We start from the raw sequence: 22,729 nt of genomic DNA on the forward strand, positions 1-22,729 counted from the left end.
TCGAGGGGGCAGGCCAACGCCCGGCGTCGGCCTGCCCTGCCTCAAGGCCCGCTGGTGCGACCCAGACTGAAGGTGTAGATGAGATCCAGCGCTTGCGAAGCCCCGGAGACCGCCTGCAGGTAGAGATTCTGGATCAGGCGATAGCGCAGCGTGAGCTCCGCGATGGGAGAGAATATGCCGACGCCGTAGCTCACCTTCAAGTCATCGAAGACGTAGCCGCTGACCACGACCTGACTGTCGTCGCCGGAGCCCGACGCATCGAGACTGAGATCCTGAACCCCGAACGCCTCGCCGACCTGGCCGACCGCACTGCCGGTCTGCGAAAGCGACAGGCCGATCAGCGCCGAGGTCAGAGCGTCGTCGCCGCCGCCGGAGTCCTCCGGTGCACGGCCGCGCAGGATATAGGAGAGCGCGCGACTTTCGGTCATCGCAGGCTCGGAGAAGATCGTCAGTCGCGGCGCCGATGCCGAGCCGGTGACGCGCAGCCCGGCGACGACGTCGTCCTCGGTGGTGTCGGGGTTACGAATCGCCTCGAACTGCAGACTCGGCTGCGAGGCCGGGCCGCTGAACAGCACCTGGCCCTGGCGAATGATCAGATCCTGTCCGAACGAGGTGTAGGTACCGTCGACCAGGTTGACGTCGCCGTAGAGCTGGACCGGCCCCGTGCCCTGACGCACCTGAAGCTCGCCCTTGAGGCCTGCCTCCAGACCATAGGCCTTGAGCTGCATGTCCGGCCCCAGGTGCAGATTGACCCGCACGTCGAGTTGCATGCCAGCGTCGGCCAGCGCCTGAGCCGTGTCGGCCCCCTCCTCGTTGGCGCTTGCCGCGGCGGCGGCCTGCTGCTGGCGATCCTCCTCTTCGGTGATGATCACCGTATCGCTGCTGGGCGCCTGGGCCGAGGACGGAATCTGGCCGATCTCGAGCCGTGCCCAGGGCACGCTGACGTCACCGCGCACCTGAAGCCGCTGCGGCATCGCGTGTATCTGCAGATCGGGCGCGACCCTCAGCCGACCGTAGGCCGGCATCGCGACCAGCAGCGGCGAGTCGGTGCCGTCGATATTGACGTTGGCCCGCCACTGCGCAGGGTCGCGCCAATTGGCATCACCACTGAGGTTGATCCGGCCGTCGTCGCTCTGCACGTAGCCGTCGAGCATCGACGATTGGCCTTGCAGGGCCAGATCTAGCTGACCATCCGTCACCGCCACCGGCGAGATATCGCCACGCACCTTCACGCCGCCAACGCGGATATTGCCATTGAGTGCTGGCGCGGCGATGTTGCCACCCAGCGAGACGTCTCCGTTGATCGCCCCCTCCAGCTGGTTGATGCCGGCAACCAGCGGTCGGTATGGCGCAAAGCGCAGGTCATCGAGCTGCAGTCTCCCCTGCAGGGCACCTGCGCCGGCAGGGTCGTCGACCGTGGCCTGAAGGCGAACGCGACCGGCGTCCTGCAGCTGCAGGTCGAGCTGACTGCTGGCGCGCTGCTGGTTGGCGTCAAGCGACAGCGAGAGCGTCGCGGCGGGGACCTGCCAGGGTGCGCCACGGGCATCCACGCCGCTGACCGCCACTTGGCTGTCGAGATCGGCATTGGCGGTCCAGGCCTGTCCACCACGTGACCAGCTCGCCACCACGTTGCCGTTGGTCTGCCCGTCGACCTGCCATCCCTCCGGCATGAAGTCGTTGAGCAGGGCCATGGGGATATCATCGATCGACAGCGCTGCACGTCCCTGTGCGGCCGAAGCCGTCATTCGCTCGGTCAGACACAGCGCGCCACCCTGCTGCCGGTCGAGGCAGAAAGGCTGCACGGTCGCGCTCGAGGTGGCCAGATTGGCGCTGAAGGCCAGTGAATCCCGTAGCGCGATGTCGCCATAGTCGGTACCGACCGAGAGCTGCGACAGCGCGCCTTGATAGCGCTGGTAGGTGCTGTCGAGTCCGCCACGAAGCCGCAGTCTCAGCGCGGAAAGCGGTAGCCCCTCGCCGCCGCTGACATCGAGCGACAGCTGGTGCTGCGAGAGCTTGCCTGTCAGCCCGAGATCCACGGCATCGATCTGCTGTCCGCCGGCCTCAAGGCCGCCGGCAGTCAGGTCGACGTCGAACTGCGGATCATCGATACCGCTGACCTTGGCATCGAGCGAGAGCGCGTTGATTCGGTTCTCGGCATAGGCGACCTGACTACCGCGCAGATCGGCGTCGATCTGCGGTCGTGTCAGGGTGCCACGGCCCTGAATCGTACCGTTCAGACTGCCGGAGAGCTGCGGCAGGAGGGTGCCGAGCGCCGGCGCGTCGATTCGAGCATCGACGTTCAGTCGATCCCCCACCTGCCCGCTGGCCGTCACGCGATTCTGCCCTTGGCGCAGGTCGAGGGAGCGAATGTTCCACTGCATGTCGCTATTGCCCTCGAGCTGCGCGTTCAGATCGAGCGCACGCTGCTGCAGTCGACCATCGATGGCCAGCTGCGGCAAGGCCAGCTGCCAGCCGCCGTCGTCGCGCATGGCAAACGCCGCGCGCGCCCGGCCGTTGAGCGTGCCGCTGACCGCCTGCGTAAAGGCGCCGATCGGCAACTGCTGAAAGTCCAGGTTGACGCTTGCCGACAGCGCAGGCGTCCATCGGACCAGCCCCTGGCTATTGAGGCTGCCCCCCTCTGCGGCAAGCTTGAGCGGCTGCCAGCGAAAGTGCGCGAGATCGCCACTGCCATCGACGGCCAGCGTGACGGGCGGCAGATCTGCCGCCTGACCCGCCAGATCGACCTTGGCATCGTAGTGTTCGAGAGAGCCCTCGACATCCAGCGTCAGATGATCCAGGCGATACTGCGTCGACGGCGCTGGCGTCTCGACCTGGCGTAGCTGGCGCGATGCGACGATGGCTTTCTCGTCGATGCCATCATCGAGCGCGCCGAAAGGCGCAAAGGGACGTTCGGCGAACGGCCACTGGACCTTGCCGGTCGTCAGGTGTGCCTGAAACGGCACGCCGTCATCGAAAGCGTGCAGGTTGGCATTGAAGCTGGCCGTGGCGTTGCCGTCGGTCTGAAAGCCGAGCTGGAGATCGGCCAGCGTACCTTCGACCCGTAGATTGAAACGCTGACCGTAGATCGGGGCACGCATCACGCGGCCTTCCACGGTCAGGGAAAGCGGAAGATCGCCCTCGAGCGTGGCGCTCGCCTGCGCTTCCACATGACCATCCGGGGCGTCGACCAGCAAATGCTGAATCTCGATCTGGCGGTCCACCGCCTGCAGCGACAGTTCGACTCGGTTCACGGTCTGTGCGTCAGGTCCGGCGCCCACGAGCGTGACATCGCTGACGGTCACCTCGGGAATCACCACCTCCAGTGGCAGCTGCAGATCGGGAATCTGCGCTCTCGCCTCGCGCAGCGCCGTTTCGATCTTCTCGACCATCGCCTGAGCCTGATCGTCGTTCGCCGCTGCGACGTTGGCCGTCGCTGCCAGCGTCAGTGGCGTCAGCATCAGCGGATAGCTCGGGTGGGGTACGGCCGTCGGTGTCGCAGGCCCCGCTGTAGCCGCGAGCGCGTCCGCCGATGACCGCTCGGCCCTATCGGCGCCGGTGAGCGCTTCGGCGGCCTCGATGGCGTCGGGGCTGACGACGCCTTCCCCGAGCGTTGCATCCGTCAGCGCAGTGCCGGCCAGCGAGGAATCATCGCTCTTGGCGAGCGTCACTCGCGTCTGTTCCAGCGTCGTGGGTGACAGCGTGAGGCGATGACCATCCAGCGTGGCACCGGTTTGAAAGTGCGCCCAGTGCACCCGAGTGCCGTTGGCCAGTTCGAGACCGACATCATCGAGCTTGACCTGACGAATCTCGATGGGCAGTGGAACCGAGATGACCGGCATCGCCCCACCCGGCTCCGCCGGCGCTTCCGGCTCTGTCGCCGGTTCGCCTTGCGCCAGCCGAATACGCGCCCCGCTAACGGTGAGATCCTCGAGACAGACACGCCCCTTGAGCAGGCAGTCATCCGCCCAGGCGAGATGAAAGTGATCCACGGAGACGCTGAGCGTACCGGCGGCGAGCTGCAGACCGTCGATCGTCAGCTCGTCGAGTGGTGCACCCTCGAATCTCTCGGCCTGAACCCAGCCTCGTGACTGCGCCTGATCGAACGCCCAGTGACTGCCCCACGGCGAGAGCAGCAGTCCGGTAAGCGTCAGCAGTAGCCCGATCAACCACAGCAGCAGGAACAGCAGTAGCCGAATCAGAACTCCGGTCCGATGGAGAAATGGAGACGCCAAGAGTCCTCCTCGTCGTCAAACGGGTGAGCGATATCGAAACGAATGGGGCCGACCGGAGAGATCCAGCGCACGCCGACGCCGGCGCCCGTCTTGAGCGCGTCGGGCCACCACTCGTCGAAGGCGTTGCCGGTATCGACGAAGGTGGCACCCCAGAAGTTGCCGGTGACGTGGCGCTGATACTCGATGCTGCTAGTGAGCATGTGCTGGCCGCCGAGAAGCTCGCCGTCGTCGTTTTCCGGCGAAAGACTCTCGTAGGAGTAACCGCGAATGCTTTGATCGCCGCCGGCGAAAAAGCGCAACGACGGCGGAATCTTGTCGAAGGTATTGGTGGCCATGGCACCGCCACCGATGCGACCGACGAAGCGATTTTCGCTGCCCAGCATGCGGATCCACTGCGAGCTGAACGTGGTGCGCACGAAGCGGGCATCGGAGCCCCAGGCCGGTTCCGACCACTCCAGGGTCAACTGCTGCTTGTCACCCCAGGTCGGAAATATCGGGTTGCGCGTGCGCGTGCGGCTCCAGCTGATGCCGGGATAGAGCAGCAGTACCGCGTCGTCCTGGTCGGCCTGGGTGAAGTCCTCGTAGGTGGTCTGCCAGTAGAGATCCTGCACCCAGCCGTTGGAAAACTCCCAGTGGCGCGCCAGCTGGACAGAGCTCTGAAAGCTCTGCGTATCTTCGTTGTCGACGTTTTCCAGGCCGTAGCGAACCCGATAGCTGTCTCTGAGCGGATTGGCTAGCGGTATGGTGTATTCGCCCGAAAAACGCTGCTCCGGCGCTGACAGATAGAGAGAATTGGTCAGGCTGTGCCCGTAACGGTTGAGCCACGGCATGGTCCAGGAGAACTGGGTTCGTGGCCCCACGTCGGTGGCGTAGCCGATGCCGACTTCGAACTGGTGACGGTCCGCTGGCGTCAGCTCGACATCGACCGGCACGATCGTCGGCTGACTGTCGGTGAGCTGCCGTGCGACCTGCAGGCCGGGGCCGCCGAGAACTTCCGTGACGTCGGCCGTCGTCTCTCGGCCGGTGGCGTCGGCATACCACTGACTGGTTGCCGCTGGCGAGGCGTCGTCGTTGACACGCGGGCGGACGGCCACACCGCGGAACCAGTCGGTCTGCCCCAGATTCTGATTCAAGGTGGCGAGATCGCCGGCGAGATAGGGATCTCCTGTCTCGAACGGGACCATGTTCTCGAGGCGCTGCCGCTCGATCTGGCTGCCGTTGAAGTGCACGTGGCCGAAGCGATAGCGGGTCCCGCTATCCATGTCGAGAAAGATGCGGGCACTGTTTTCCCAGGGCCGCACCTCGATGCGCTGCTGACGGAAGCGCGAGTTGAAGTAGCCACGCTCCAGTGCCAACGTCGAGAGCTGGCTCTTGAACCCGTCATAGCGGGAGTGAAGTAGCGGATCGCCAACCTTGAGGGGGTCTGCCGCCATGACTTTCTCGAACGCGTCATCCTTAGCGGCGTCTCCTTCCAGGGAGACATCGAGCTGGGTGATCTTGGTGCGCTCGCCAGGCTGGATCGTGATGATGACCTGCTCGTTGTCCTTGGCGGGATAGCTCGTGGTAAGCGTGGCATTGTAGTACCCGTAGGCCTGCAGCGCCTGCTGCGCTCGCTCCTTGACCACGGCATCGAGTCGTGTGCGCGTCGACTGACTGTCAGCTTCCAGATCGGCAAGAATATTGACGACGTTGTCCGCCGCGGCGCCGGACATGCCCTTCACCGTCACGTCGAGCGCCCAGGCATGCCCGGCGACCGGCAGAGAGGCCGCTGCCGTCAACCCGAGAAGTCCCTTCCGTAGGACCTTGATTCCGGCCATGGTTTCAGCCTCCGCGACGCTGCAGGTTGGATACATCGGTGATCAGGGAAGTCACGCGCCGCGTCAATTGAGAGCGGCTCGCCTCCAGCGAACCGATCCGCTCGCTCAATTCCCGAATGTCGCTGTCGCTGGCCCCGCTCGGCAGATTACCGACGCGGGACTGCAATGCTTCGAGACTGGCATTGAGAGCGGTCTGCCCCTGGCGAAGTTCCGTGACAGAGCTCTCGAGCGCCGCGATGCTGTCGCTGGACGGCTGACTGTCGACGCGTTTCTCGAGCGCGGCGATCGACGACTGCAGGCCATCGATGGCAGCGCCTGTCTCCTCTCCGTCGGATTGGGCTACCTGCTGGCTCAGTGACTGCTGCGTCTGTTCGAGGTCGTCGACGGTGCTGGCGAGCCGTTGACGCTGTTCTTGCTCGTCGCTGAGCGCGCTCTGGACGGCGTCCAGCTGCTGCGACTGGGACGTCTGGCCCTGCTCGAGCGTCTCGAGACGCGTGGACAGGGCCGCGCGCTGATCCTGCCCGGTACTCTCGAGCGAGGTAAACGATGACTGCAGTGTCCCGATCAGCGCTTTCAGGTCTTGGTCGCTCGACTGAAGTGAGGTTAGCTGCTGATCGACCTGATCGGCCTGCTGCGTGTCGGCCACTCGAGTCTCGAGACTGCCGACGGCGGCGCGCGTCGCGTCGAGCTGTTGGCGAAGACGATCGAACTCCGCACGCAGACTCTCGCCGGAAGCATCGAGCGTCGAGCCAGTCGCGTCGAGCCGCTGATTGAGACGGGCAATCTCCGCATCGCGCGCCTGCTGAATCTGCCAGTACTGCCAGGCGCCGCCGGCCAGCGCTGCGATCAATAGTAGAATCAGCAGCCAGAGCGGCCAGACCCGCGGGGGTCTTCGCGCCGGCGTCTTTGGTACATGGCGGGAACGGCCGGAAGCGGCGCGAGCCGAGGTCTTGTCGCCACGATCGGGAACGATAGCGGGAGAGACACGGGGATCATCGGATTGTGGTGGCATTGCCGTCTTTTTACCTTACCGGGGTCGTGCTGGCCTGAGAGATGACGTCGTGATGATGCTCAGTGCCCTGGCATGTCGTCCCTGCGCTCGGGCCACGATGCATGCCGGAAGAGACAGTGTCACGGATTGCCGTCCGATGCAGCGCCAGATGCCTTCGCCGGACGACGAGCTCGTATCACGTTACGTGAAACCCGAGACGAAGCCTAGGCTTGGCAGCGGGCTTCAGGCGTGATAACCGGCTCTCATCATGGCGTTACGTCACGCTTTCAAGATAGGATGCACGCCGATATGAATCATTGTGTTTCGACTCCCACCCTGCTTGGCATCCGTCTCGTTCTATGACGAACTTCCACCCCCGCTTTGAGCTCCCTGCTCTCCCGTTCGAGCGCCATTCGCTGGAGCCAGAGATATCTCGCGCGCAGATCGATCTGCTCTTCAGCCATTATCATCGCGGCCATCTGGAAGCGCTGAACCGGAGCATTGCCGTCGACGAGCCGGGCTCGCTGGCGACGCTGGCCGGATCGCTCGGCTCCCCGGCCGTGGCGCGACATGCCGGCGAGGCGTGGAATCTCGTCTTCTTCTGGCACGGGCTGACGCCGCATGGGGTGCCGGTACCGCGTGAGTTGATGACGCGGGTGATCCGTGATTTCGGCGATCTTGCCAACCTGCAGGCCCGCTGGCGCGCCCGCGTGACGAATGGCACCGGCGGCTGGTCATGGCTAGGCGTCGAGAGACTGGGAAGCGCAAGAGTAGAAAGGCAAAGCGTGGCAAGAGAAGGAGCACAAAGACTGGTGCTCGTCGAGAGCGAGACTGGCAGCGCGCCCCGCGACATCGTGCCGCTGCTGGCACTGTCGCTATCCGCCGAGGCTTACAGCGTCGACTTCGGTGAAGACCGCGGGCGATATTTCGATGCGCTGTGGCCGCATCTCAACTGGGAAATCGCCGCGCTCAATCTGGAAATCGCCCCCACGTCGGCATGACCGCAGTGAGAAATCGAATGCGGTCAAGGCTCGAGACAGCGCGCAAGCACAGGGAAAATCGCGATGAAGACTCGCCGGCACGGCCGGCGAGCCGTGCTCACGCAGGGTCGGCGCGTCGGCCGATGCCCCGGTAGACGAAACCACGCGAGGCCACGTAAGCCGGGTCGTAGATATTACGTCCGTCGAGAATCAGCGGGGTTTTCATCGCCTGCAGCAGACGTCGCCAGTCCGGATTCCAGTAGCACTTCCATTCCGTGACCATCAGCAGCGCATCCGCGCCTTCGCAGGCGGCGTAGAAATCTTCCGTACACGGCTGCAACTGCGGGTGATCGGGATAGAGTTCGCTCAGCGCATGCAGTGCCGCCGGGTCGTGAACGCGCGTCTTCACTCCCTGGGCCCAGAGAGCCTCAAGCAGTGTCAGCACCGGCGCGTGGTCGATACGTGCCGTACCCGGCTTGAAGGCAGCGCCCCATATACCCACGGTGCGACCTTCCAGCTCTCCGTGGAAATGATTCCAGAGCTTGCGAAACAGCGTCTCCTTCTTGCCTTCGTTGATATCCAGCACGTGCTCGAGCAGGTGGGATTCACGACCGGTCGCATGCTGGACATCGGCCAGCCGCATCAGATCCCGCGAAAAGCTCGGCCCGCCGAAACCGCAGCCAGGGTAAAGATACTCGAACCCGATCCGGGTGTCGGCGCCCATCCCTTGACGCACGAACTCGACGTCCACGCCCAGCGAATCGGCAAGGCCAGCGAGCTCGTTCATGAAGCTGATGCGCGTCGCCAGCATGCCATTGATCGCCAGCTTGGTCAGCTCGGCAGCGCGCCGAGGCATGAGCTGGAAAACTTCGTGACGACGGTTGAACGCGCGCAGCAGCTCGCGAATCTGCTGCGTCGCCCATTCGTCCTCACTGCCGAGCAGCCAGTGCGCCGGACGCGTGAAGGTCTCCCAGGCGCGCCCTTCTTCGATGCGGTCCGGGAGCGCCACGGCAACCTGGCCAGCGTGGCCCAGCAGCGCTTCGAGTTTCTCGGTCTGACCGACGGGGAACGTGGAATTGTTGACGATCACCAGCGGCGTGGACTGCCGGCCGGGCCCACGCTCGACATACTGCTCGGCAGCCTCGCGTTGCTCTGGCGACAGGGCCAGCCAATGAATATCGGCGTCGACATCGTCTGCAACTTCATCGACCAGCGTCAACTGCCCGGACGCCTGACCTTCGGCGATCTGTGCCTTGAGTCCGGGCTCGCTCGCCAGCCAGTCGGCATCGGCCAGGCGCTGCCAGGGCGAATCCGCATGAGGCAGCCAGGTCACCTGGTGTCCGACCGAGCACAAGGCGGCAGCGGCGGTGGCCGCTGCCAGTTCGCTACCGTGTACGACCACGCGCATGGCTTCAGCCCTCGGACGCGTATTGCTTGATCAGTTGGGTAAAGCCCTTGCCGAGCGTCGGATGCTTCTTGCCGAGCGCCAGCGTGGCCTCGAGGTAGCCGAGCTGGCTGCCGCAGTCATAGGTCTGGCCTTCCATGCGATACGCCTCGGCACCGTTCTGTCGGCGCAGCGTCTCGATCGCGTCGGTGAGTTGAATCTCGTTACCGGCACCGGGCTTGGTTTCGGCCAGAATCGGGAAGATCTCGCCAGGCAGCAGGTAGCGACCGATGACGGCCAGCGTCGAGGGAGCTTCCTCCACCTTCGGCTTCTCGACCATGCCGGTCAGGGGTGCGCTGGCGCCCGGAGCCGGTTCATCGCCCTCGAGCGCCACGATACCGTATTTGTAGGTCAACTCCTGCGGCACGGTCTCGACCATGATCTGGGATTTTCCGGACTTGTCGTAGGCCTCGATCATGCCGGCCAGGTCGTTGCTGGCCAGCCCCTCGTCGTCGATCAGCACATCCGGCAGCATGACCGCGAAGGGATCGTTGCCGACGACGGGACGCGCGCAGAGAATGGCGTGACCGAGACCGAGGGCTTCCGGCTGACGTACGCTGATGATGTTGACGTCATCGGGAATGATGTTGCGCAGCTCGTCGAGCAGCTCGTCCTTGCCCTTGGCTTCGAGCTGATTCTCGAGTTCGAAATGTTTGTCGAAGTGATTTTCGATGGCGCTCTTGGAAGAGTGCGTGACCAGGACGATCTCCTTGATCCCGGCCTTCACCGCCTCCGTGACCACATACTGGATCACCGGCTTGTCGACGATGGTGATCATCTCTTTCGGGATCGCCTTCGAAGCGGGCAAGCAGCGGGTGCCGAATCCGGCAACGGGGAGTACAGCCTTGCGAATCATCTTTTGGTCCTTCCCTTCCTGGGTATGAAATCAGCGACTGACGACGACGGTCGTCGCATCCTTTGACTAGCTTAACGGCGTCAAACACGAAAGCACAGTCGCAGTATCGCGACAGTTTGCGTCATCTTTTGGCTGCCGACGTGAACGATCAACGATCGACACCTGTCGCCTCGGCGACGTGCCCGGTGCATTCACCATGCCGCGACGCGCCGACGGGTGCCGATCGTGGGACATCTCGGAATCGATGTCGATCCGGCCTCGCCGACGGCCATATCCGTAGTAGAATCATATCCATATTAGATTAGTCGAGTGTCCAAGGTTGTCATCGGGTCTGCGACGGATGATGCCCCCGATTCCCGACACCGGAAGATGCATCACTCATCCCGGGAAGGATAGTTTCATGACGAGTTCTCCTCACCAAGACACGTTTCGCGACAATGTCGATCACGCCGAGATCGCCAAGTTCGATGCTCTCGCCAGCCGGTGGTGGGATCGCGAGGGCGACTTCAAGCCGCTGCACGACATCAATCCGCTGCGCCTGGGATTCATCGACGCGCAGGTTCCCCTAGCCGGCAAGCGCGTCCTGGACGTGGGCTGTGGCGGCGGCATTCTCAGCGAGGCGATGGCACAGCGCGGGGCCGACGTCACCGGCATCGATCTGGGCGAAGCGCCGCTATCGGTCGCCCGGCTGCACCAGCTCGAAAGCGGAGTCGACGTTGACTATCAGTGCATCAGCGTCGAGGCGATGGCCGACCAATCCCCTGCCAGCTTCGATGTCGTGACCTGCCTGGAAATGCTCGAGCACGTCCCGGATCCCGGCTCGGTGATTCGTGCCTGCGCCAAGCTGGTGAAACCCGGTGGGCATCTATTTTTCTCGACGATCAACCGCAATCCCAAGTCCTATGCATTCGCTATACTCGGCGCCGAGTATGTTCTCGGACTGCTGCCGAAAGGCACGCACGATTACCGCAAGTTCATCCGCCCTTCAGAGTTGTCGGCCTGGTGTCGGGCGTGCGGGCTTCGCCTCAAGCATCAGACCGGCCTCACCTACAACCCGGTGACCCGACACTATCGACTCTCGCGTCATGATGTCTCGGTCAATTACATGGTCCACGTCCGCCCCGAATGGACCGGACCCAGCGATGACGATGCCGACGACGCATGACACCAGTGCTTACACGTCCCGCTGCCCTGTTGTTCGACCTGGACGGCACTCTGGTCGATACGGCCCCGGATCTGGCCGAAGCGACCAATCGACTTCGCGAACATCATGGGCTGCCCAGGCTTGCGTTCGACACGATCCGCGAACAGGTCTCCAACGGCGGCAGTGCGCTGGTGACGCTGGCGCTGAACCTGACGGTAACGGACGCCAACCATGCCCGCGCACGCGATTTCCTGCTGGAACGCTATGCCGAGGTGGTCGCCGATCGCAGCCAGGTCTTTGAAGGGCTGGAAGCGTTGCTGACGCGCTGGCAGCGGGCGCAGCGGCCCTGGGGAATCGTCACCAACAAGCCGCGGCGGTATGCCGAACCGCTGATCGACGCGCTGGGTCTGCAGCCGGGAGCGCTCTACTGCGCCGACGACCTGCCGGTCAAGAAGCCGGAGCCGCAACCGCTTTGGGCCGCGGCGCACCAGCTGGGCACATCACCTTCGGCCTGCTGGTATATCGGCGATCATCGCCGCGACATGGAAGCTGCACGGCGTGCCGGAATGACAGCCGTCGCGGTGCGTTATGGGTATATCGATGCCGATGACGCTAGCGAAGACTGGCCCGCCGATGCCTGGTTCGAGACGCCGGCGGCCCTGATTGCGGCTATCGATGAACGATGGCCAGAGGCCTGACAGCCGGCTCTGGGCATCAGCCTCGCGGCGGCTGCGCGTCGAACATCTCACCGTTGGCGTGAAGACTGTCGTCTCCCATCAGCCACAGGTAGGTCGGCAGGATTTCCTCGGGCGCTCTGACCGATTGAGGATCTTCCTCGGGATAGGCGGCCTGTCGCATCGCGGTGCGGGTAGCACCGGGATTGAGTGAGTTGAACCGCACTGGGCCGTCACGACGCTCATCGGCCAGAATCTGCATCAGACCCTCGGTGGCGAACTTCGAAGTCGAGTAGGCGCCCCAGTTGGCGCGGCCCTTGCGACCGACGCTGGATGACGTAAAAACGACCGACGCCCGTTCCGCCGACGCGAGCAGCGGCAGTAGCGCCTGGGTCAAGCCAAGCGTCGCGGTGAAATTGACCTGCATCACTTGCGCCCAGGTTTCCAGATTCGCGTCTTCCACGCTGAGCCGTTCACCCAGAATGCTTGCGTTGTGCAGCACCCCGTCAAGACGACCGAACTCCGAAGAGAGCTTGTCGGCGACGGCCTGGTAATCCAGCGACGTCGCGCTTTCCAGATTGAGTGGGAAGATGGCCGGCTGCGGAGCCCCTGACGATTCGATGGCGTCATACACGACCTTGAGACGACTGACGCTTCGCCCCAGCAGCACCACGGTCGCGCCGTGGGCGGCAAAAGCCAATGCCGCAGCGCGACCGATGCCAGCACTTGCCCCGGTCACGAGTATCACCCGCCCCTCGAGTAGCGTTGACGGCGCCTGATAGTCGATATGGCATTTCATCATCTTGTCTCCCGAGGGGGTGACGCCTTGCCTGGGTGGGATGCGCTACCGGCGAAGTCGTCGTCAACCGCCCGTCTGATTCAGGAAATCACCCGCCATCTGGGCTGCATTACTGTCGGGGTAGTCGCTGCGAACGCGTTGCAGAAGTTCGCGACTGCCGCTGGTGTCGCCCTGTCGCGCCTTGAGCAGTCCGAGCTTGTAGAGCGCATCCGGCACCTTGTTGCTTTGCGGATAGTCGTTGATCACCGTATCGAAAGCATCCGCTGCCGAATCGAGCTGAGACTGCGCCGAGTAAAGCTCGCCCAGCCAATAATGTGCGTTGGAAACCAGGCTCGATTGCGGGTAATCGCTGATGAACTGCTGGAAGGCGCTGATGGCGGCGTCGAATTGACGCGACTGCACCTTCTGGAACGCCGCCTGATAAGCGTCGCGCCCCTCTCCGCTGCCGCCGGAGGCCGCAGGCGCACTCGTGCCGGTCTCCGATGACGGTGCAGCCGCCGCTGCCGCCTGGCCGCCATTGGTGACATCACTGGCCGCTGCGCTGTCGACCGTCGATCCGCTGTCGGTCGCGGCCGAGCCGCCGGTCATGGCAGAGTCGGCACCGGTATCGCTTGTCGAGCCGCCTCCGGAAATTCGATCATCGAGATCCAGATATTGATTCTGGGTCTGCTGCTTGAGCTGTTCGAGCTGATAGCGAAGCTCCTCGACCTGCCCACGCAACTGCTGGATCTGCTGACGGTTGTCCTGCAACTGATTGAGGATCGTCAAGGTGCCGCCACTGCTCTCCCGCGCTTCCGTCTGGTTATAGAAGCCGCTGGATTGGCCAGTGAGGTCGTCGACGACCGGTTGCTGAGCCCATACGGACAGCGGGAGCACCAGGGCTCCCGCGCCGCACAGTCTTTTCAGACCGTGTTTCATGCTTTGCTCCGTCGGTGCTTAGTAGGAGAACACGACGCGACGGTTCTTGGCGTAAGCTTCTTCGGTGTGGCCCTGGACGGCAGGACGCTCTTCACCGTAGCTGACGATCTGGATCTGCGACGGAGACACGCCCTGAACGGTCAGGTACTGCTCGACCGCCTGTGCGCGGCGCTCGCCGAGGCCCAGGTTGTATTCGCGGGTACCGCGCTCGTCAGCGTAGCCTTCCAGCGTGACGTTGACGTTCGGGTTTGCCATCAGGTACTGAGCGTGACCGTTCAGCACGGATTCGAACTCGGGGCGGATCTCTTCGCTGTCGAACGCGAAGTAGATGGTGTTGACGCTCGGCATCTGATCGCCAGCGTTCATCTGTGAGCCGCTCATGTTCTGGCCGGAAGTCATGCCCTGACCGGACATGTTACCGGAGGTGCCATCCATGTTCCCTTCCTGGGTGCCACCGCTGCTGGAACAGCCGGCCATGACTGCCAGCGACATTGCGACTGCCAGCGTCTTGGCGTGGGTCTTGAATTGCATTGTCATCTCCTTGCTCGGATGTCGAATGACACAATCGACTTACGTCGTTTAGTTCAAAAACGGCGACCATGCGGGTTCCCGCACGTCACCTTGCGCAGAAGGCAGTCGGAAGGACGCGCGTCCATCTGAAGAGACTGCCCCCAGCACCCCTTGCGACCCTTGTTGGGTAGCGAAGATTACCATGGTGCCGTTCGGCGCGACACTAGGTGATTCATCCCATCGGGTATCAGTCAAGACCGTAACTCGCCCTGTGTCCAGATCCTGCTTGGCAATGTGATACCCGGTGTCGTCACGCGTCACCATGAAGATCGACTTGCCGTCGGGCGAGAAACGCCCGTCGGAGTTGTAATTGTTGGTAAACGTCAACCGCTCGGCGTTACCGCCGCCGGCCGGCATGCGATAGAGCTGCGGTGCACCGCTACGATCCGAGGTAAAGACCAGCGATTGTCCGTCGGGCGACCAATCCGGCTCGGTCTCGATGGCGCGATTGTTGGTCAACCGGGTGAGCTGACGGCTGGCCAGATCCATGACATAGATTTCCGGCTGCCCATCCTTGGATAGCGACATGGCCAGCTTGCGCCCGTCGGGTGACCAGGCCGGGGCCCCGTTGATGCCACGGAACGAGGTCAGACGCACACGCTCGCCGGTTGACGCGTTCTGCACGTAGATTGCCGAATTGCCCGACTCGAAGGAGACATAAGCGAGCTTGTTGCCATCGGGCGACCAGGCCGGCGACAGCAGCGGATCGTCGGAAGAAAGAATCTGCTGGCTGTTATGACCGTCGGCGTCGGCGACATAGAGCGCATAGCGCGCGTTGTCACCGCTGCCGCTGGCCGAGATGTAGGCGATGCGGGTCGAGAAAGCGCCACGGATGCCGGTAATCGCCTCGAAGATCTGGTCGCTGATGTAATGCGCGCTGGCACGCAGATTGTTGGCGGAGGATGTGACCGTCTCGCCCAGCATGCGCTTGCCACCGAGTACGTCCATCAGTTCGTACTGAATCTGGTACTGGTTACCTTGAGGCTGGATCTTGCCGACGACCAGGTAGCGCGCATCGACCTTGCGCCAGTCGTCGTAGTAGACGTCCTGACTGCTGCTCGGCAACGAAATCAGCGCGCTACGGCTCAGTGGCGCGAACTGACCACTGTGCTCGAGATCATCGCTGACGATCTGCGCCACATCCTGTGGCAGACCGCCCTGACCGCTGAATTCGAACGGCACGATCGCAATCGGTGTCGCCTGATCGCTGCTGCGATTGATCTCGATCGTCAGGTTCTGGGCCTGCGCGGTTGTCGCGGCACACATCAGCGCGACCCAGCAGATCGTGGCCAGCGTCTTCCGTCCTTGAGAGAGCCATCGTTTCATCACTGTATATCCCCAGGGGTGAACTTGAGATTGAAATCACGGAATCGCCGCTGCAGTCCGGCATCCAGCTGCTGCAGCTCGCGGAACGGTGCCGCCGCCTCGACAGCCTGCGTTGCCGAGCGGTCGAAGCTGGCATTGCCGCTGCTACGTGTCACTGTCGCGGCCAGCAGCTCGCCGGAGGGTCCGAGCCTGACACGAATCTGGGCGACCAGCCCGCCGCCGGCGTTCGCGGGCAGATGCCAGCGGTCTTCCACCGCACGCTTCACCAGGTTGATGAAGTTGTTCGAGGCCTGATTGGACTGCTGCGCATTGGCAATACGCTCCTGCTCGCTTTCGATCGAGTCATTCAAGGCGTCCGCTGCCGCTGCCTTGGCGGCGGCCTCGGCCTGACGTTTCTTCTCTGCCGCTTCCTGCTGGCGCTTTTTCTCGGCCTCGGCCTGTTTCTTCGCTTCCTCGGCCTTGCGCTGCTTTTCGGCTTCGGCTTTCTTTCTCGCCTCTTCTTCCTGGCGCTTTTTCTCGGCCTCGGCCTGCTTCTTCGCTTCCTCGGCCTTGCGCTGCTTTTCGGCCTCGGCTTTCTTTCTGGCCTCTTCTTCCTGGCGCTCTTTCTCGGCCTCGGCCTGTTTCTTCGCTTCCTCGGCTTGGCGCTGTTTCTCGGCTTCGGCCTGTTTCTCGGCTTCGGCCTGTTTCTTCGCCTCCGCTGCCTGGCGCTGCTTCTCGGCTTCGGCCTGCTGACGTTTCTGCTCCGCCTGAGCCTGTTCACGCTCGGCCTCGGCTTTCGCCTGCGCCGCCTGTTGTGCCGCCTGCTGACGACGCTCGGCAGCTGCCTGGGCCTGCTCGGCCTCGGCCTGGCGCTGTTGTTCAGCCGCCTGGCGCTGTTGCTCCTGCTCCTGCTGTGCCTGTTGCTCGGCCGCCTGCTGAGCTTGCGCCTGAGCCTGCTCCTCTGCCTGACGTTGCGCCGCCCGCGCACGCGCCTCCTGCGCGTACTGCGCCTGGTCCGTCGCCGTCACGTCACTGACCAGCGTCGCCTGGACGACGGACGAGGAGCTGGGCGTCGGGTCGCTGTCCGGTAGCCGCAGCATCGTCAGTAGCAGCACACCCACATGAACGCCGATCGCCAGGACGACAGGCAGGCCATAGCCGACGCGGCGTGTTCGCTTCGCCATGCTGGTCCCTTACCCGTTGTCGCTCTGAGGCGGCTCGGAAATCAATCCGACGTTAGCCACCCCTGCCATCTGCAGCGTGCTCATCAGCGTTACGACCTGACCATAGGAGGCGTTCTTGTCACCTCTGACCATGACCGGCGTATTGGGCTTGCGCTCGAGAATCGCGACGACCTGGTCACCGACGGTCTGCAGCGTGACCGGCTTGTCCTGCTCGCCGAGCGATATGAAATACTCACCTTGGCTATCGACGGAGACGATGATCGGCTCCTGCTCGTCGGTATCGATCGGTTCGGACGTCACCTGCGGCAGATCGACCTGCACCCCCTGGGTCAGCATGGGGGCTGTGATCATGAAGATGACCAGCAAGACCAGCATGACGTCGATGAACGGCACCACGTTGATCTCGCCCATCGGCTTGCGGCGATGATGCCGACTGTACGGTCCACCCATGTTCAGCTCCCGTCAGGCCGTGGGGTTGCTGCCGCGACCCTGCAAATTGCGGTGCAGGATCGAATGAAATTCCTCGGCGAAATCTTCGTACTCACCGAGCAGACGGCTGGCGATGGCGGAAAGGCGGTTGTAGAAGATGACCGCCGGGATGGCGGCAAAAAGCCCCATGGCTGTTGCCACCAGCGCTTCCGCGATCCAGGGTGCGACGGTGTTGAGAGTCGCCTGCTGCGCCAGCGACAGGCTCTGGAAGGACCCCATGATGCCCCAGACCGTGCCGAAAAGACCGATATACGGGCTCGCCGAGGCAACCGTTGCCAGTAGCGTCAGATGCGAGTTGAGTCGATCCTCCTCTCTCGACAGCGCAACGCGCTGGGAGCGCTGCACGCCATCGAGAACCGCTTCGCTGCTGCGGGTCTTCGGCATCAGTCGATTGAATTCACGGAAACCGGAGCGAAAGACATGCTCGGCACCCAGGGCTTCATACTGTTCCGGTACGTCCTGATACAGCTCGTTGAGGTCGATGCCGGACCAGAAACGCTCGTCAAAGGATTTCTGCGCCTTGCGGGCGCGTGCCAGCGCGAAGCTACGCTGAAAGATGACAACCCAGGAAGCGATCGACGCTGCCAACAACAAAAGCATTACCAGCTGGACCACCAGACTGGCATTCAGAATCAGATGGGGGATGGACATGGAGTCGTTCACGTAAATCCTCGAATCACTGGCTGGAGATGTCTGATGTCAGCACGGCGCGAAGCGCCTCGGGCCAACGGATCGGTTTCTGTCGTTGCGCGTCGACACAGGCAATATCGACACGCGCTTCGCATAATGTATCCCCACCCAGGCACACCGACTGCTCGAATTGCATGGAGCAGGCTTTGAGGGTCGCCACACTGGCGGAGACATGGAGATGATCATCGAGACGTGCCGGGCGCGCATAGCGGCAGTGGAGCGAGTGCACCACCAGCTGCACCCCGCTCTCGAGCAGCTCACGCTGGCCGAACCCTCGTTCGTTCAACCACTCGCTGCGCGCACGCTCCATGAATTTCAAATAGTTAACGTAGTACACAATACCGCCGGCGTCGGTATCTTCGATGTAGACCTTGACCGGGAGCACGAATTCATTCATCTCGATGCCTCGCCATCCGGCGCGTGATCGCGCGGTGCGATGCCGAAGTGGGCGTAGGCCGAGCGGGTCACCACGCGGCCGCGGGTCGTTCGCATCATGAAGCCCTGCTGGATCAGGTAGGGTTCGATCACGTCTTCGATCGTGTCGCGCTCTTCACTGATCGCGGCGGCCAGACTATCTACCCCTACCGGCCCGCCGTCGAACTTCTCGATCATGGCCAGCAGCAACCGCCGATCCATGTGATCGAGTCCGTGACTGTCGACGTTGAGCATGTTCAACGCCTGGTCAGCGATGGCCGCGGTGACGGCGCCATCACCTTTCACTTCCGCGAAATCACGGACTCGCCGCAGCAGTCGGTTGGCGATACGTGGCGTGCCACGTGCCCGTCGCGCGATTTCGCGCGCGCCCTCGATATCGGCGGGTACACCGAGCAGTGCCGCCGAGCGCGAGACGATCTCGGTCAGTTCGTCGATCGCGTAGAACTCCAGCCGCTGGACGATGCCGAAGCGATCGCGCAGCGGCGAGGTGAGAAGACCAGCACGCGTCGTCGCGCCGACCAGCGTGAACTTGGGCAGATCCAGCTTGATCGAGCGAGCAGCGGGCCCTTCCCCAATCATGATGTCGAGCTGAAAATCTTCCATCGCCGGGTAGAGCACCTCCTCGACGGCTGGTGACAGGCGATGGATTTCGTCGATGAACAGGACATCGCCGGGCTGGAGGTTGGTCAGCATCGCGGCGAGATCGCCGGCGCGCTCGAGCACGGGGCCGGAGGTGGACTTGATGTCCACCGCCATTTCGGCGGCGATGATATTGGCCAGCGTCGTCTTGCCGAGCCCTGGCGGGCCGAAGACCAACGTATGATCAAGGCTGTCGCCGCGCTGCCGCGCGGCCGCGATGAAGATATCGAGCTGCTCGCGAACACGCGGCTGACCGATGTAGTCGGCCAGACGCCGCGGGCGAATGGCGTGGTCGACTTGCTGCTCGCCCTGCTGCGGCTGCGCCGCAATCAGTCGGTCGGGTTCGATCATGGCAAGTTATCCGGCCAGCTGGCGTGACAGCGCTGCCTTGATCAGCGCTTCGGTGGGCAGCCCGTCATCGAGCCCGGACAGCATGCGCGATGCCTCGGTCGGCTTGTAACCGAGAGCCACGAGCGCCGCTTCGGCATCGGCGTGCGGGTTAGCGGCCGGCGACTTCGGCGCGTTAGCCTCGCCGTCAAGCAGCGGATGCTCGTTCTGCCAGTGCGGAAAACGGTCGCGCATCTCGACGATCAGTCGCTCGGCCGTCTTCTTGCCGACGCCCGGCAGGCCGGTCAGCGCCTTGCTGTCGCCCTCCATCACACACTTGACGAAAGCGTCCCGCTCCATCCCCGACAAGATCGCCAGAGCCAGCTTGGGGCCGACGCCGTTGACCTTGATCAACGCACGAAACAGCTGACGCTCCTCGTCGCGCGCGAACCCGTAGAGCAGATGGGCATCCTCTCGCACGCTGAGATGCGTGTAGAGCCGGACAGTCTCACCCGCCGCCGGTAACGAGACCAGCGTCGTCATCGATGTCTCGAGCTCGTATCCGACGCCATTGACGTCGACCACGATCCAGGGGGGGAGCTTCTCCAACAGGGTGCCGTGCAGGCGTCCAATCATGCGTCATTGCCCTTGCCGTTTCGGCGTCCACTATACGCATCGCCGCTGCGACTGACTAGCTGTCGAACAGTGTTCAATCGGGCCGAAAGTCGCGCCACCGCCCGCCTCGCGACCCGCGACCGCGTCGCTGACTGGAGACACTCAGAAGCCCTTGGCGAGCGTAGCCGTGAGTCAGCGCGATGGCCAGCGCGTCGGCGGCATCTTCCGGCGGCAGCGCATCGAGAGACAGTATCGCCATGACCATGTGCTGGACTCGCGACTTGTCCGCCCCGCCGTTGCCGGTGATCGCCTGTTTGACCTGGCGCGCCGCATACTCGTGAACGCCGATGCCATGATTGGCCGCGCAGACGATGGCCGTGCCTCTGGCCTGGCCGAGCTTGAGAGCGGAATCCGCGTTCTTGGCCATGAACACGCGCTCGATCGCGAATTCGCCGGGTCGATACTGCCCGATCAGCTCGCTCACGCCGGCGTAGACGCGGGCGAGCTTCTGAGCCAGATCCTCGCCCTCGATGCGAATGCAGCCGCTCGCGACGTAGCGCGGCTTGGCGCTGACGTCGACCACCCCGTAGCCGGTCACTCGCGAGCCTGGATCAATGCCGAGTAGAATCACGTTCGCCGCTTCCTGTTGATGACCTGGTGGCTCTGGCAAACCGCGCCACGACACGACGAGCCAGTGCGCAACCTGCAGTCCGTCTACAGCCCCGAATCTTCGCACGGCACATCGAACGCCGCCCGACGGTGCCCCGAAACAGGACCGGCGCCACTTGGGCGCCGGTCTTCAGCTTGAGCGAGACGATTACTCGCCGCCGCTCTCCGGCTGCGCCTTTTGCCGCAACCGGATGTGCAGCTCCCGAAGCTGCTCGTTACTCACCTCGCCGGGCGCGTCGGTCATCAGATCGGCGGCACTCTGGGTTTTCGGGAATGCGATGACGTCGCGGATGGTGCGCGAGCCGGTCATCAGCATGACCAGGCGATCGAGACCGAAGGCCAGCCCGCCGTGCGGCGGCGCGCCATACTGCAGGGCATCCAGCAGGAAGCCGAACTTCTCTTCTGCTTCCGCCTTGCCGATACCCAGCACTTCGAACACGGCCCGCTGCATGGCCTGGTCATGAATACGGATCGACCCACCGCCCAGTTCCGTGCCGTTGAGCACCATGTCGTAGGCACGAGAGAGCGCCGTGGCCGGGGCTGCCTTGAGTTCGTCAGGTGAACAGGACGGTGCCGTGAACGGGTGGTGCAGTGCGGAGAGGCGACCGTTGTCGTCGGCCTCGAACATCGGAAAATCGACAACCCACAGCGGCGCCCACTCACGGGTGTAGAGATCGAGGTCCTCGCCCAGCTTCACGCGCAGCGCGCCGATCGCTTCGTTGACGATCCGCGCCTTGTCGGCACCGAAGAAAATGATGTCGCCATCTTTGGCGTCGACCCGGTCGAGCAGCTCCTCGACGATCCCTTCCATGAACTTGACGATCGGTGACTGCAGCCCCTCGAGCCCTTTCGCCCGCTCGTTGACCTTAATCCACGCCAATCCCTTGGCGCCGTAGATACCGACGAACTTGGTGTAGTCATCGATCTCCTTGCGCGAGAGCTTCGCCCCGCCGCTGACCTTGAGCGCCGCGACGCGACCGTCTTCGGCCTGCGCCGGGCCGGAGAAGACCTTGAAGTCCACCGTGGCCATCAGGTCGTCGACGTCCACGAGCTCGAGCGGTATCCGCAGATCCGGCTTGTCGGAGCCGTAGCGCTGCATCGCCTCGCTATAGGGCATGCGCGGGAATTCCGGCAACTCGACATCGAGCACGCCATTGAAAAGCTCACGAATCATGCGCTCGGTGATGCCCATGATGTCCTGCTCATCGATGAACGACGCCTCGATGTCGATCTGCGTGAACTCCGGCTGGCGGTCGGCGCGCAGGTCTTCGTCACGAAAGCACTTGGCGATCTGATAGTAGCGATCGAAGCCCGACACCATCAGCAGCTGCTTGAACAGCTGCGGAGACTGCGGCAGCGCGAAGAAGTGGCCGTTGTGCGTACGGCTCGGCACCAGATAATCGCGCGCCCCTTCCGGCGTGGCGCGCGTCAGGATCGGCGTCTCGATGTCGAGGAAGCCCTCGTTCTCGAGGTAGGCGCGAACACCGTGAGTAATGCGCGAGCGCAGGCGCAGCCTGTCGATCATCTCCGGGCGACGCAGGTCGATATAGCGGTGCTTGAGGCGGACTTCCTCACCGACCTTGCCATGTTCGTCGAGCTGGAACGGCGGGGTCGCGGCGGTATTGAGCACCGTCACGTCCTTGGCCAGTACCTCGATCATGCCGGTCGGCATGTTCGGGTTCTGCGTGCCCCCGGGGCGCAGACGAATACGACCGGCAATGCGCAGGACGTACTCGCTGCGGGCGCGGTCGGCGTTGGCGAACGCTTCCGCGGTATCGGGATCCACGACCACCTGAGCGACGCCTTCACGATCGCGCATATCCAGGAAAATGACCCCGCCGTGATCGCGGCGGCGATGCACCCACCCGCAAAGCGTGACTTCGTGATCGATCAGAGACTCGTTCAATTGGCCGCAATAATGACTGCGCATGCTGGATCCTAATAATGGTGA

At 63.4% G+C, this 22,729-nt stretch carries 20 protein-coding genes; 3 read left to right on the plus strand and 17 right to left on the minus strand.

What is annotated here, in order from left to right; all coding sequences use genetic code 11:
- Positions 1 to 41: 41 nt before the first annotated feature.
- The 3 genes from tamB to IE125_RS01815 are packed head-to-tail and all read right to left on the minus strand — an operon-like array spanning position 42 to position 7,061.
- Positions 42 to 4,232: an autotransporter assembly complex protein TamB gene (tamB, locus tag IE125_RS01805; protein ID WP_229808870.1), complete on the minus strand. Its 4,191-nt coding sequence runs from the start codon at positions 4,230 to 4,232 to the stop codon at positions 42 to 44.
- Positions 4,196 to 6,049, minus strand: a complete 1,854-nt coding sequence (gene tamA, locus IE125_RS01810) for an autotransporter assembly complex protein TamA (RefSeq protein WP_189442869.1) — start codon at positions 6,047 to 6,049, stop codon at positions 4,196 to 4,198. The genes tamB and tamA overlap by 37 nt, the downstream gene beginning before the upstream one ends.
- Before the next feature lie 4 nt (positions 6,050 to 6,053).
- The gene (locus IE125_RS01815; protein ID WP_189442870.1) at positions 6,054 to 7,061 is read right to left on the minus strand and encodes a coiled-coil domain-containing protein; all 1,008 of its coding nucleotides are present in this window, start codon (positions 7,059 to 7,061) and stop codon (positions 6,054 to 6,056) included.
- A 338-nt stretch (positions 7,062 to 7,399) separates the two neighbouring features.
- Between IE125_RS01815 and IE125_RS01820 the strand changes: the two genes are divergently transcribed.
- Positions 7,400 to 8,041, plus strand: a complete 642-nt coding sequence (locus tag IE125_RS01820) for a Fe-Mn family superoxide dismutase (protein ID WP_189442871.1) — start codon at positions 7,400 to 7,402, stop codon at positions 8,039 to 8,041.
- Between the two features lie 97 nt (positions 8,042 to 8,138).
- On the opposite strand, the gene IE125_RS01825 is transcribed toward IE125_RS01820, so the two are convergent.
- Together IE125_RS01825 and galU are read right to left on the minus strand one after the other, a co-directional pair.
- The gene (locus IE125_RS01825) at positions 8,139 to 9,428 is read right to left on the minus strand and encodes a nucleotide sugar dehydrogenase (protein ID WP_189442872.1); all 1,290 of its coding nucleotides are present in this window, start codon (positions 9,426 to 9,428) and stop codon (positions 8,139 to 8,141) included.
- A gap of 4 nt (positions 9,429 to 9,432) precedes the next feature.
- Complete coding sequence (gene galU, locus IE125_RS01830) at positions 9,433 to 10,320, minus strand: UTP--glucose-1-phosphate uridylyltransferase GalU (protein ID WP_189442873.1); 888 nt, start codon at positions 10,318 to 10,320, stop codon at positions 9,433 to 9,435.
- A gap of 400 nt (positions 10,321 to 10,720) precedes the next feature.
- Between galU and ubiG the strand changes: the two genes are divergently transcribed.
- On the plus strand, positions 10,721 to 11,485 hold the full coding sequence (gene ubiG / locus IE125_RS01835) for a bifunctional 2-polyprenyl-6-hydroxyphenol methylase/3-demethylubiquinol 3-O-methyltransferase UbiG (RefSeq protein ID WP_189442874.1): 765 nt from the start codon (positions 10,721 to 10,723) through the stop codon (positions 11,483 to 11,485).
- Entirely contained in the window at positions 11,482 to 12,162 is a 681-nt protein-coding gene (locus IE125_RS01840; RefSeq protein WP_189442875.1) for an HAD family hydrolase, read from the plus strand. The genes ubiG and IE125_RS01840 overlap by 4 nt, the downstream gene beginning before the upstream one ends.
- Before the next feature lie 16 nt (positions 12,163 to 12,178).
- On the opposite strand, the gene IE125_RS01845 is transcribed toward IE125_RS01840, so the two are convergent.
- From IE125_RS01845 to aspS, 12 genes are all read right to left on the minus strand, one after another.
- Positions 12,179 to 12,937 (minus strand): YciK family oxidoreductase, encoded by a 759-nt coding sequence (locus tag IE125_RS01845; protein ID WP_189443183.1) that lies wholly within the window; start codon positions 12,935 to 12,937, stop codon positions 12,179 to 12,181.
- Between the two features lie 63 nt (positions 12,938 to 13,000).
- Positions 13,001 to 13,855: a tol-pal system protein YbgF gene (gene ybgF / locus IE125_RS01850; RefSeq protein ID WP_189442876.1), complete on the minus strand. Its 855-nt coding sequence runs from the start codon at positions 13,853 to 13,855 to the stop codon at positions 13,001 to 13,003.
- A gap of 18 nt (positions 13,856 to 13,873) precedes the next feature.
- Complete coding sequence (pal, locus tag IE125_RS01855; RefSeq protein WP_189442877.1) at positions 13,874 to 14,386, minus strand: peptidoglycan-associated lipoprotein Pal; 513 nt, start codon at positions 14,384 to 14,386, stop codon at positions 13,874 to 13,876.
- Positions 14,387 to 14,434: 48 nt separating this feature from the next.
- Positions 14,435 to 15,751 (minus strand): Tol-Pal system beta propeller repeat protein TolB, encoded by a 1,317-nt coding sequence (gene tolB, locus IE125_RS01860; RefSeq protein ID WP_189442878.1) that lies wholly within the window; start codon positions 15,749 to 15,751, stop codon positions 14,435 to 14,437.
- Positions 15,751 to 16,914, minus strand: coding sequence for a cell envelope integrity protein TolA (gene tolA, locus IE125_RS01865; RefSeq protein WP_189442879.1), 1,164 nt, complete (start codon positions 16,912 to 16,914; stop codon positions 15,751 to 15,753). Before tolA ends, tolB begins: the two co-directional genes overlap by 1 nt.
- 9 nt (positions 16,915 to 16,923) lie before the next feature.
- Positions 16,924 to 17,364: a protein TolR gene (tolR, locus tag IE125_RS01870; protein ID WP_189442880.1), complete on the minus strand. Its 441-nt coding sequence runs from the start codon at positions 17,362 to 17,364 to the stop codon at positions 16,924 to 16,926.
- Positions 17,365 to 17,376: 12 nt separating this feature from the next.
- Positions 17,377 to 18,054, minus strand: a complete 678-nt coding sequence (tolQ, locus tag IE125_RS01875) for a protein TolQ (protein WP_189442881.1) — start codon at positions 18,052 to 18,054, stop codon at positions 17,377 to 17,379.
- Between the two features lie 25 nt (positions 18,055 to 18,079).
- Positions 18,080 to 18,490, minus strand: a complete 411-nt coding sequence (gene ybgC, locus IE125_RS01880; protein ID WP_189442882.1) for a tol-pal system-associated acyl-CoA thioesterase — start codon at positions 18,488 to 18,490, stop codon at positions 18,080 to 18,082.
- Entirely contained in the window at positions 18,487 to 19,518 is a 1,032-nt protein-coding gene (gene ruvB / locus IE125_RS01885) for a Holliday junction branch migration DNA helicase RuvB (protein ID WP_189442883.1), read from the minus strand. The genes ybgC and ruvB overlap by 4 nt, the downstream gene beginning before the upstream one ends.
- 6 nt (positions 19,519 to 19,524) lie before the next feature.
- Entirely contained in the window at positions 19,525 to 20,130 is a 606-nt protein-coding gene (gene ruvA / locus IE125_RS01890) for a Holliday junction branch migration protein RuvA (RefSeq protein ID WP_189442884.1), read from the minus strand.
- Positions 20,131 to 20,203: 73 nt separating this feature from the next.
- Positions 20,204 to 20,740 carry a crossover junction endodeoxyribonuclease RuvC gene (ruvC, locus tag IE125_RS01895; protein ID WP_189442885.1) on the minus strand — a complete coding sequence of 179 codons (537 nt, stop codon included), beginning with the start codon at positions 20,738 to 20,740 and terminating at the stop codon, positions 20,204 to 20,206.
- A gap of 186 nt (positions 20,741 to 20,926) precedes the next feature.
- Positions 20,927 to 22,708 (minus strand): aspartate--tRNA ligase, encoded by a 1,782-nt coding sequence (aspS, locus tag IE125_RS01900; RefSeq protein ID WP_189442886.1) that lies wholly within the window; start codon positions 22,706 to 22,708, stop codon positions 20,927 to 20,929.
- Between the last annotated feature and the right edge of the window lie 21 nt (positions 22,709 to 22,729).

Origin of the sequence: Salinicola rhizosphaerae, from assembly GCF_014652715.1 — a bacterium.
Taxonomy (GTDB): Bacteria; Pseudomonadota; Gammaproteobacteria; order Pseudomonadales; family Halomonadaceae; genus Salinicola; species Salinicola rhizosphaerae.

What these genes read in the sequence shown, in the direction of transcription:
- IE125_RS01820 (WP_189442871.1), top strand. Translation starts at nt 7,400, where the DNA reads ATGACGAACTTCCACCCCCGCTTTGAGCTCCCTGCTCTCCCGTTCGAG.
- galU (WP_189442873.1), bottom strand. Translation starts at nt 10,320, where the DNA reads ATGATTCGCAAGGCTGTACTCCCCGTTGCCGGATTCGGCACCCGCTGC.
- tolR (WP_189442880.1), bottom strand. Translation starts at nt 17,364, where the DNA reads ATGGGTGGACCGTACAGTCGGCATCATCGCCGCAAGCCGATGGGCGAG.
- IE125_RS01825 (WP_189442872.1), bottom strand. Translation starts at nt 9,428, where the DNA reads ATGCGCGTGGTCGTACACGGTAGCGAACTGGCAGCGGCCACCGCCGCT.
- ruvB (WP_189442883.1), bottom strand. Translation starts at nt 19,518, where the DNA reads ATGATCGAACCCGACCGACTGATTGCGGCGCAGCCGCAGCAGGGCGAG.
- IE125_RS01815 (WP_189442870.1), bottom strand. Translation starts at nt 7,061, where the DNA reads ATGCCACCACAATCCGATGATCCCCGTGTCTCTCCCGCTATCGTTCCC.
- tolQ (WP_189442881.1), bottom strand. Translation starts at nt 18,054, where the DNA reads ATGTCCATCCCCCATCTGATTCTGAATGCCAGTCTGGTGGTCCAGCTG.
- aspS (WP_189442886.1), bottom strand. Translation starts at nt 22,708, where the DNA reads ATGCGCAGTCATTATTGCGGCCAATTGAACGAGTCTCTGATCGATCAC.
- pal (WP_189442877.1), bottom strand. Translation starts at nt 14,386, where the DNA reads ATGCAATTCAAGACCCACGCCAAGACGCTGGCAGTCGCAATGTCGCTG.
- ybgF (WP_189442876.1), bottom strand. Translation starts at nt 13,855, where the DNA reads ATGAAACACGGTCTGAAAAGACTGTGCGGCGCGGGAGCCCTGGTGCTC.
- tamA (WP_189442869.1), bottom strand. Translation starts at nt 6,049, where the DNA reads ATGGCCGGAATCAAGGTCCTACGGAAGGGACTTCTCGGGTTGACGGCA.
- IE125_RS01845 (WP_189443183.1), bottom strand. Translation starts at nt 12,937, where the DNA reads ATGAAATGCCATATCGACTATCAGGCGCCGTCAACGCTACTCGAGGGG.
- ubiG (WP_189442874.1), top strand. Translation starts at nt 10,721, where the DNA reads ATGACGAGTTCTCCTCACCAAGACACGTTTCGCGACAATGTCGATCAC.
- tolB (WP_189442878.1), bottom strand. Translation starts at nt 15,751, where the DNA reads ATGAAACGATGGCTCTCTCAAGGACGGAAGACGCTGGCCACGATCTGC.
- ybgC (WP_189442882.1), bottom strand. Translation starts at nt 18,490, where the DNA reads ATGAATGAATTCGTGCTCCCGGTCAAGGTCTACATCGAAGATACCGAC.
- tolA (WP_189442879.1), bottom strand. Translation starts at nt 16,914, where the DNA reads ATGGCGAAGCGAACACGCCGCGTCGGCTATGGCCTGCCTGTCGTCCTG.
- ruvA (WP_189442884.1), bottom strand. Translation starts at nt 20,130, where the DNA reads ATGATTGGACGCCTGCACGGCACCCTGTTGGAGAAGCTCCCCCCCTGG.
- IE125_RS01840 (WP_189442875.1), top strand. Translation starts at nt 11,482, where the DNA reads ATGACACCAGTGCTTACACGTCCCGCTGCCCTGTTGTTCGACCTGGAC.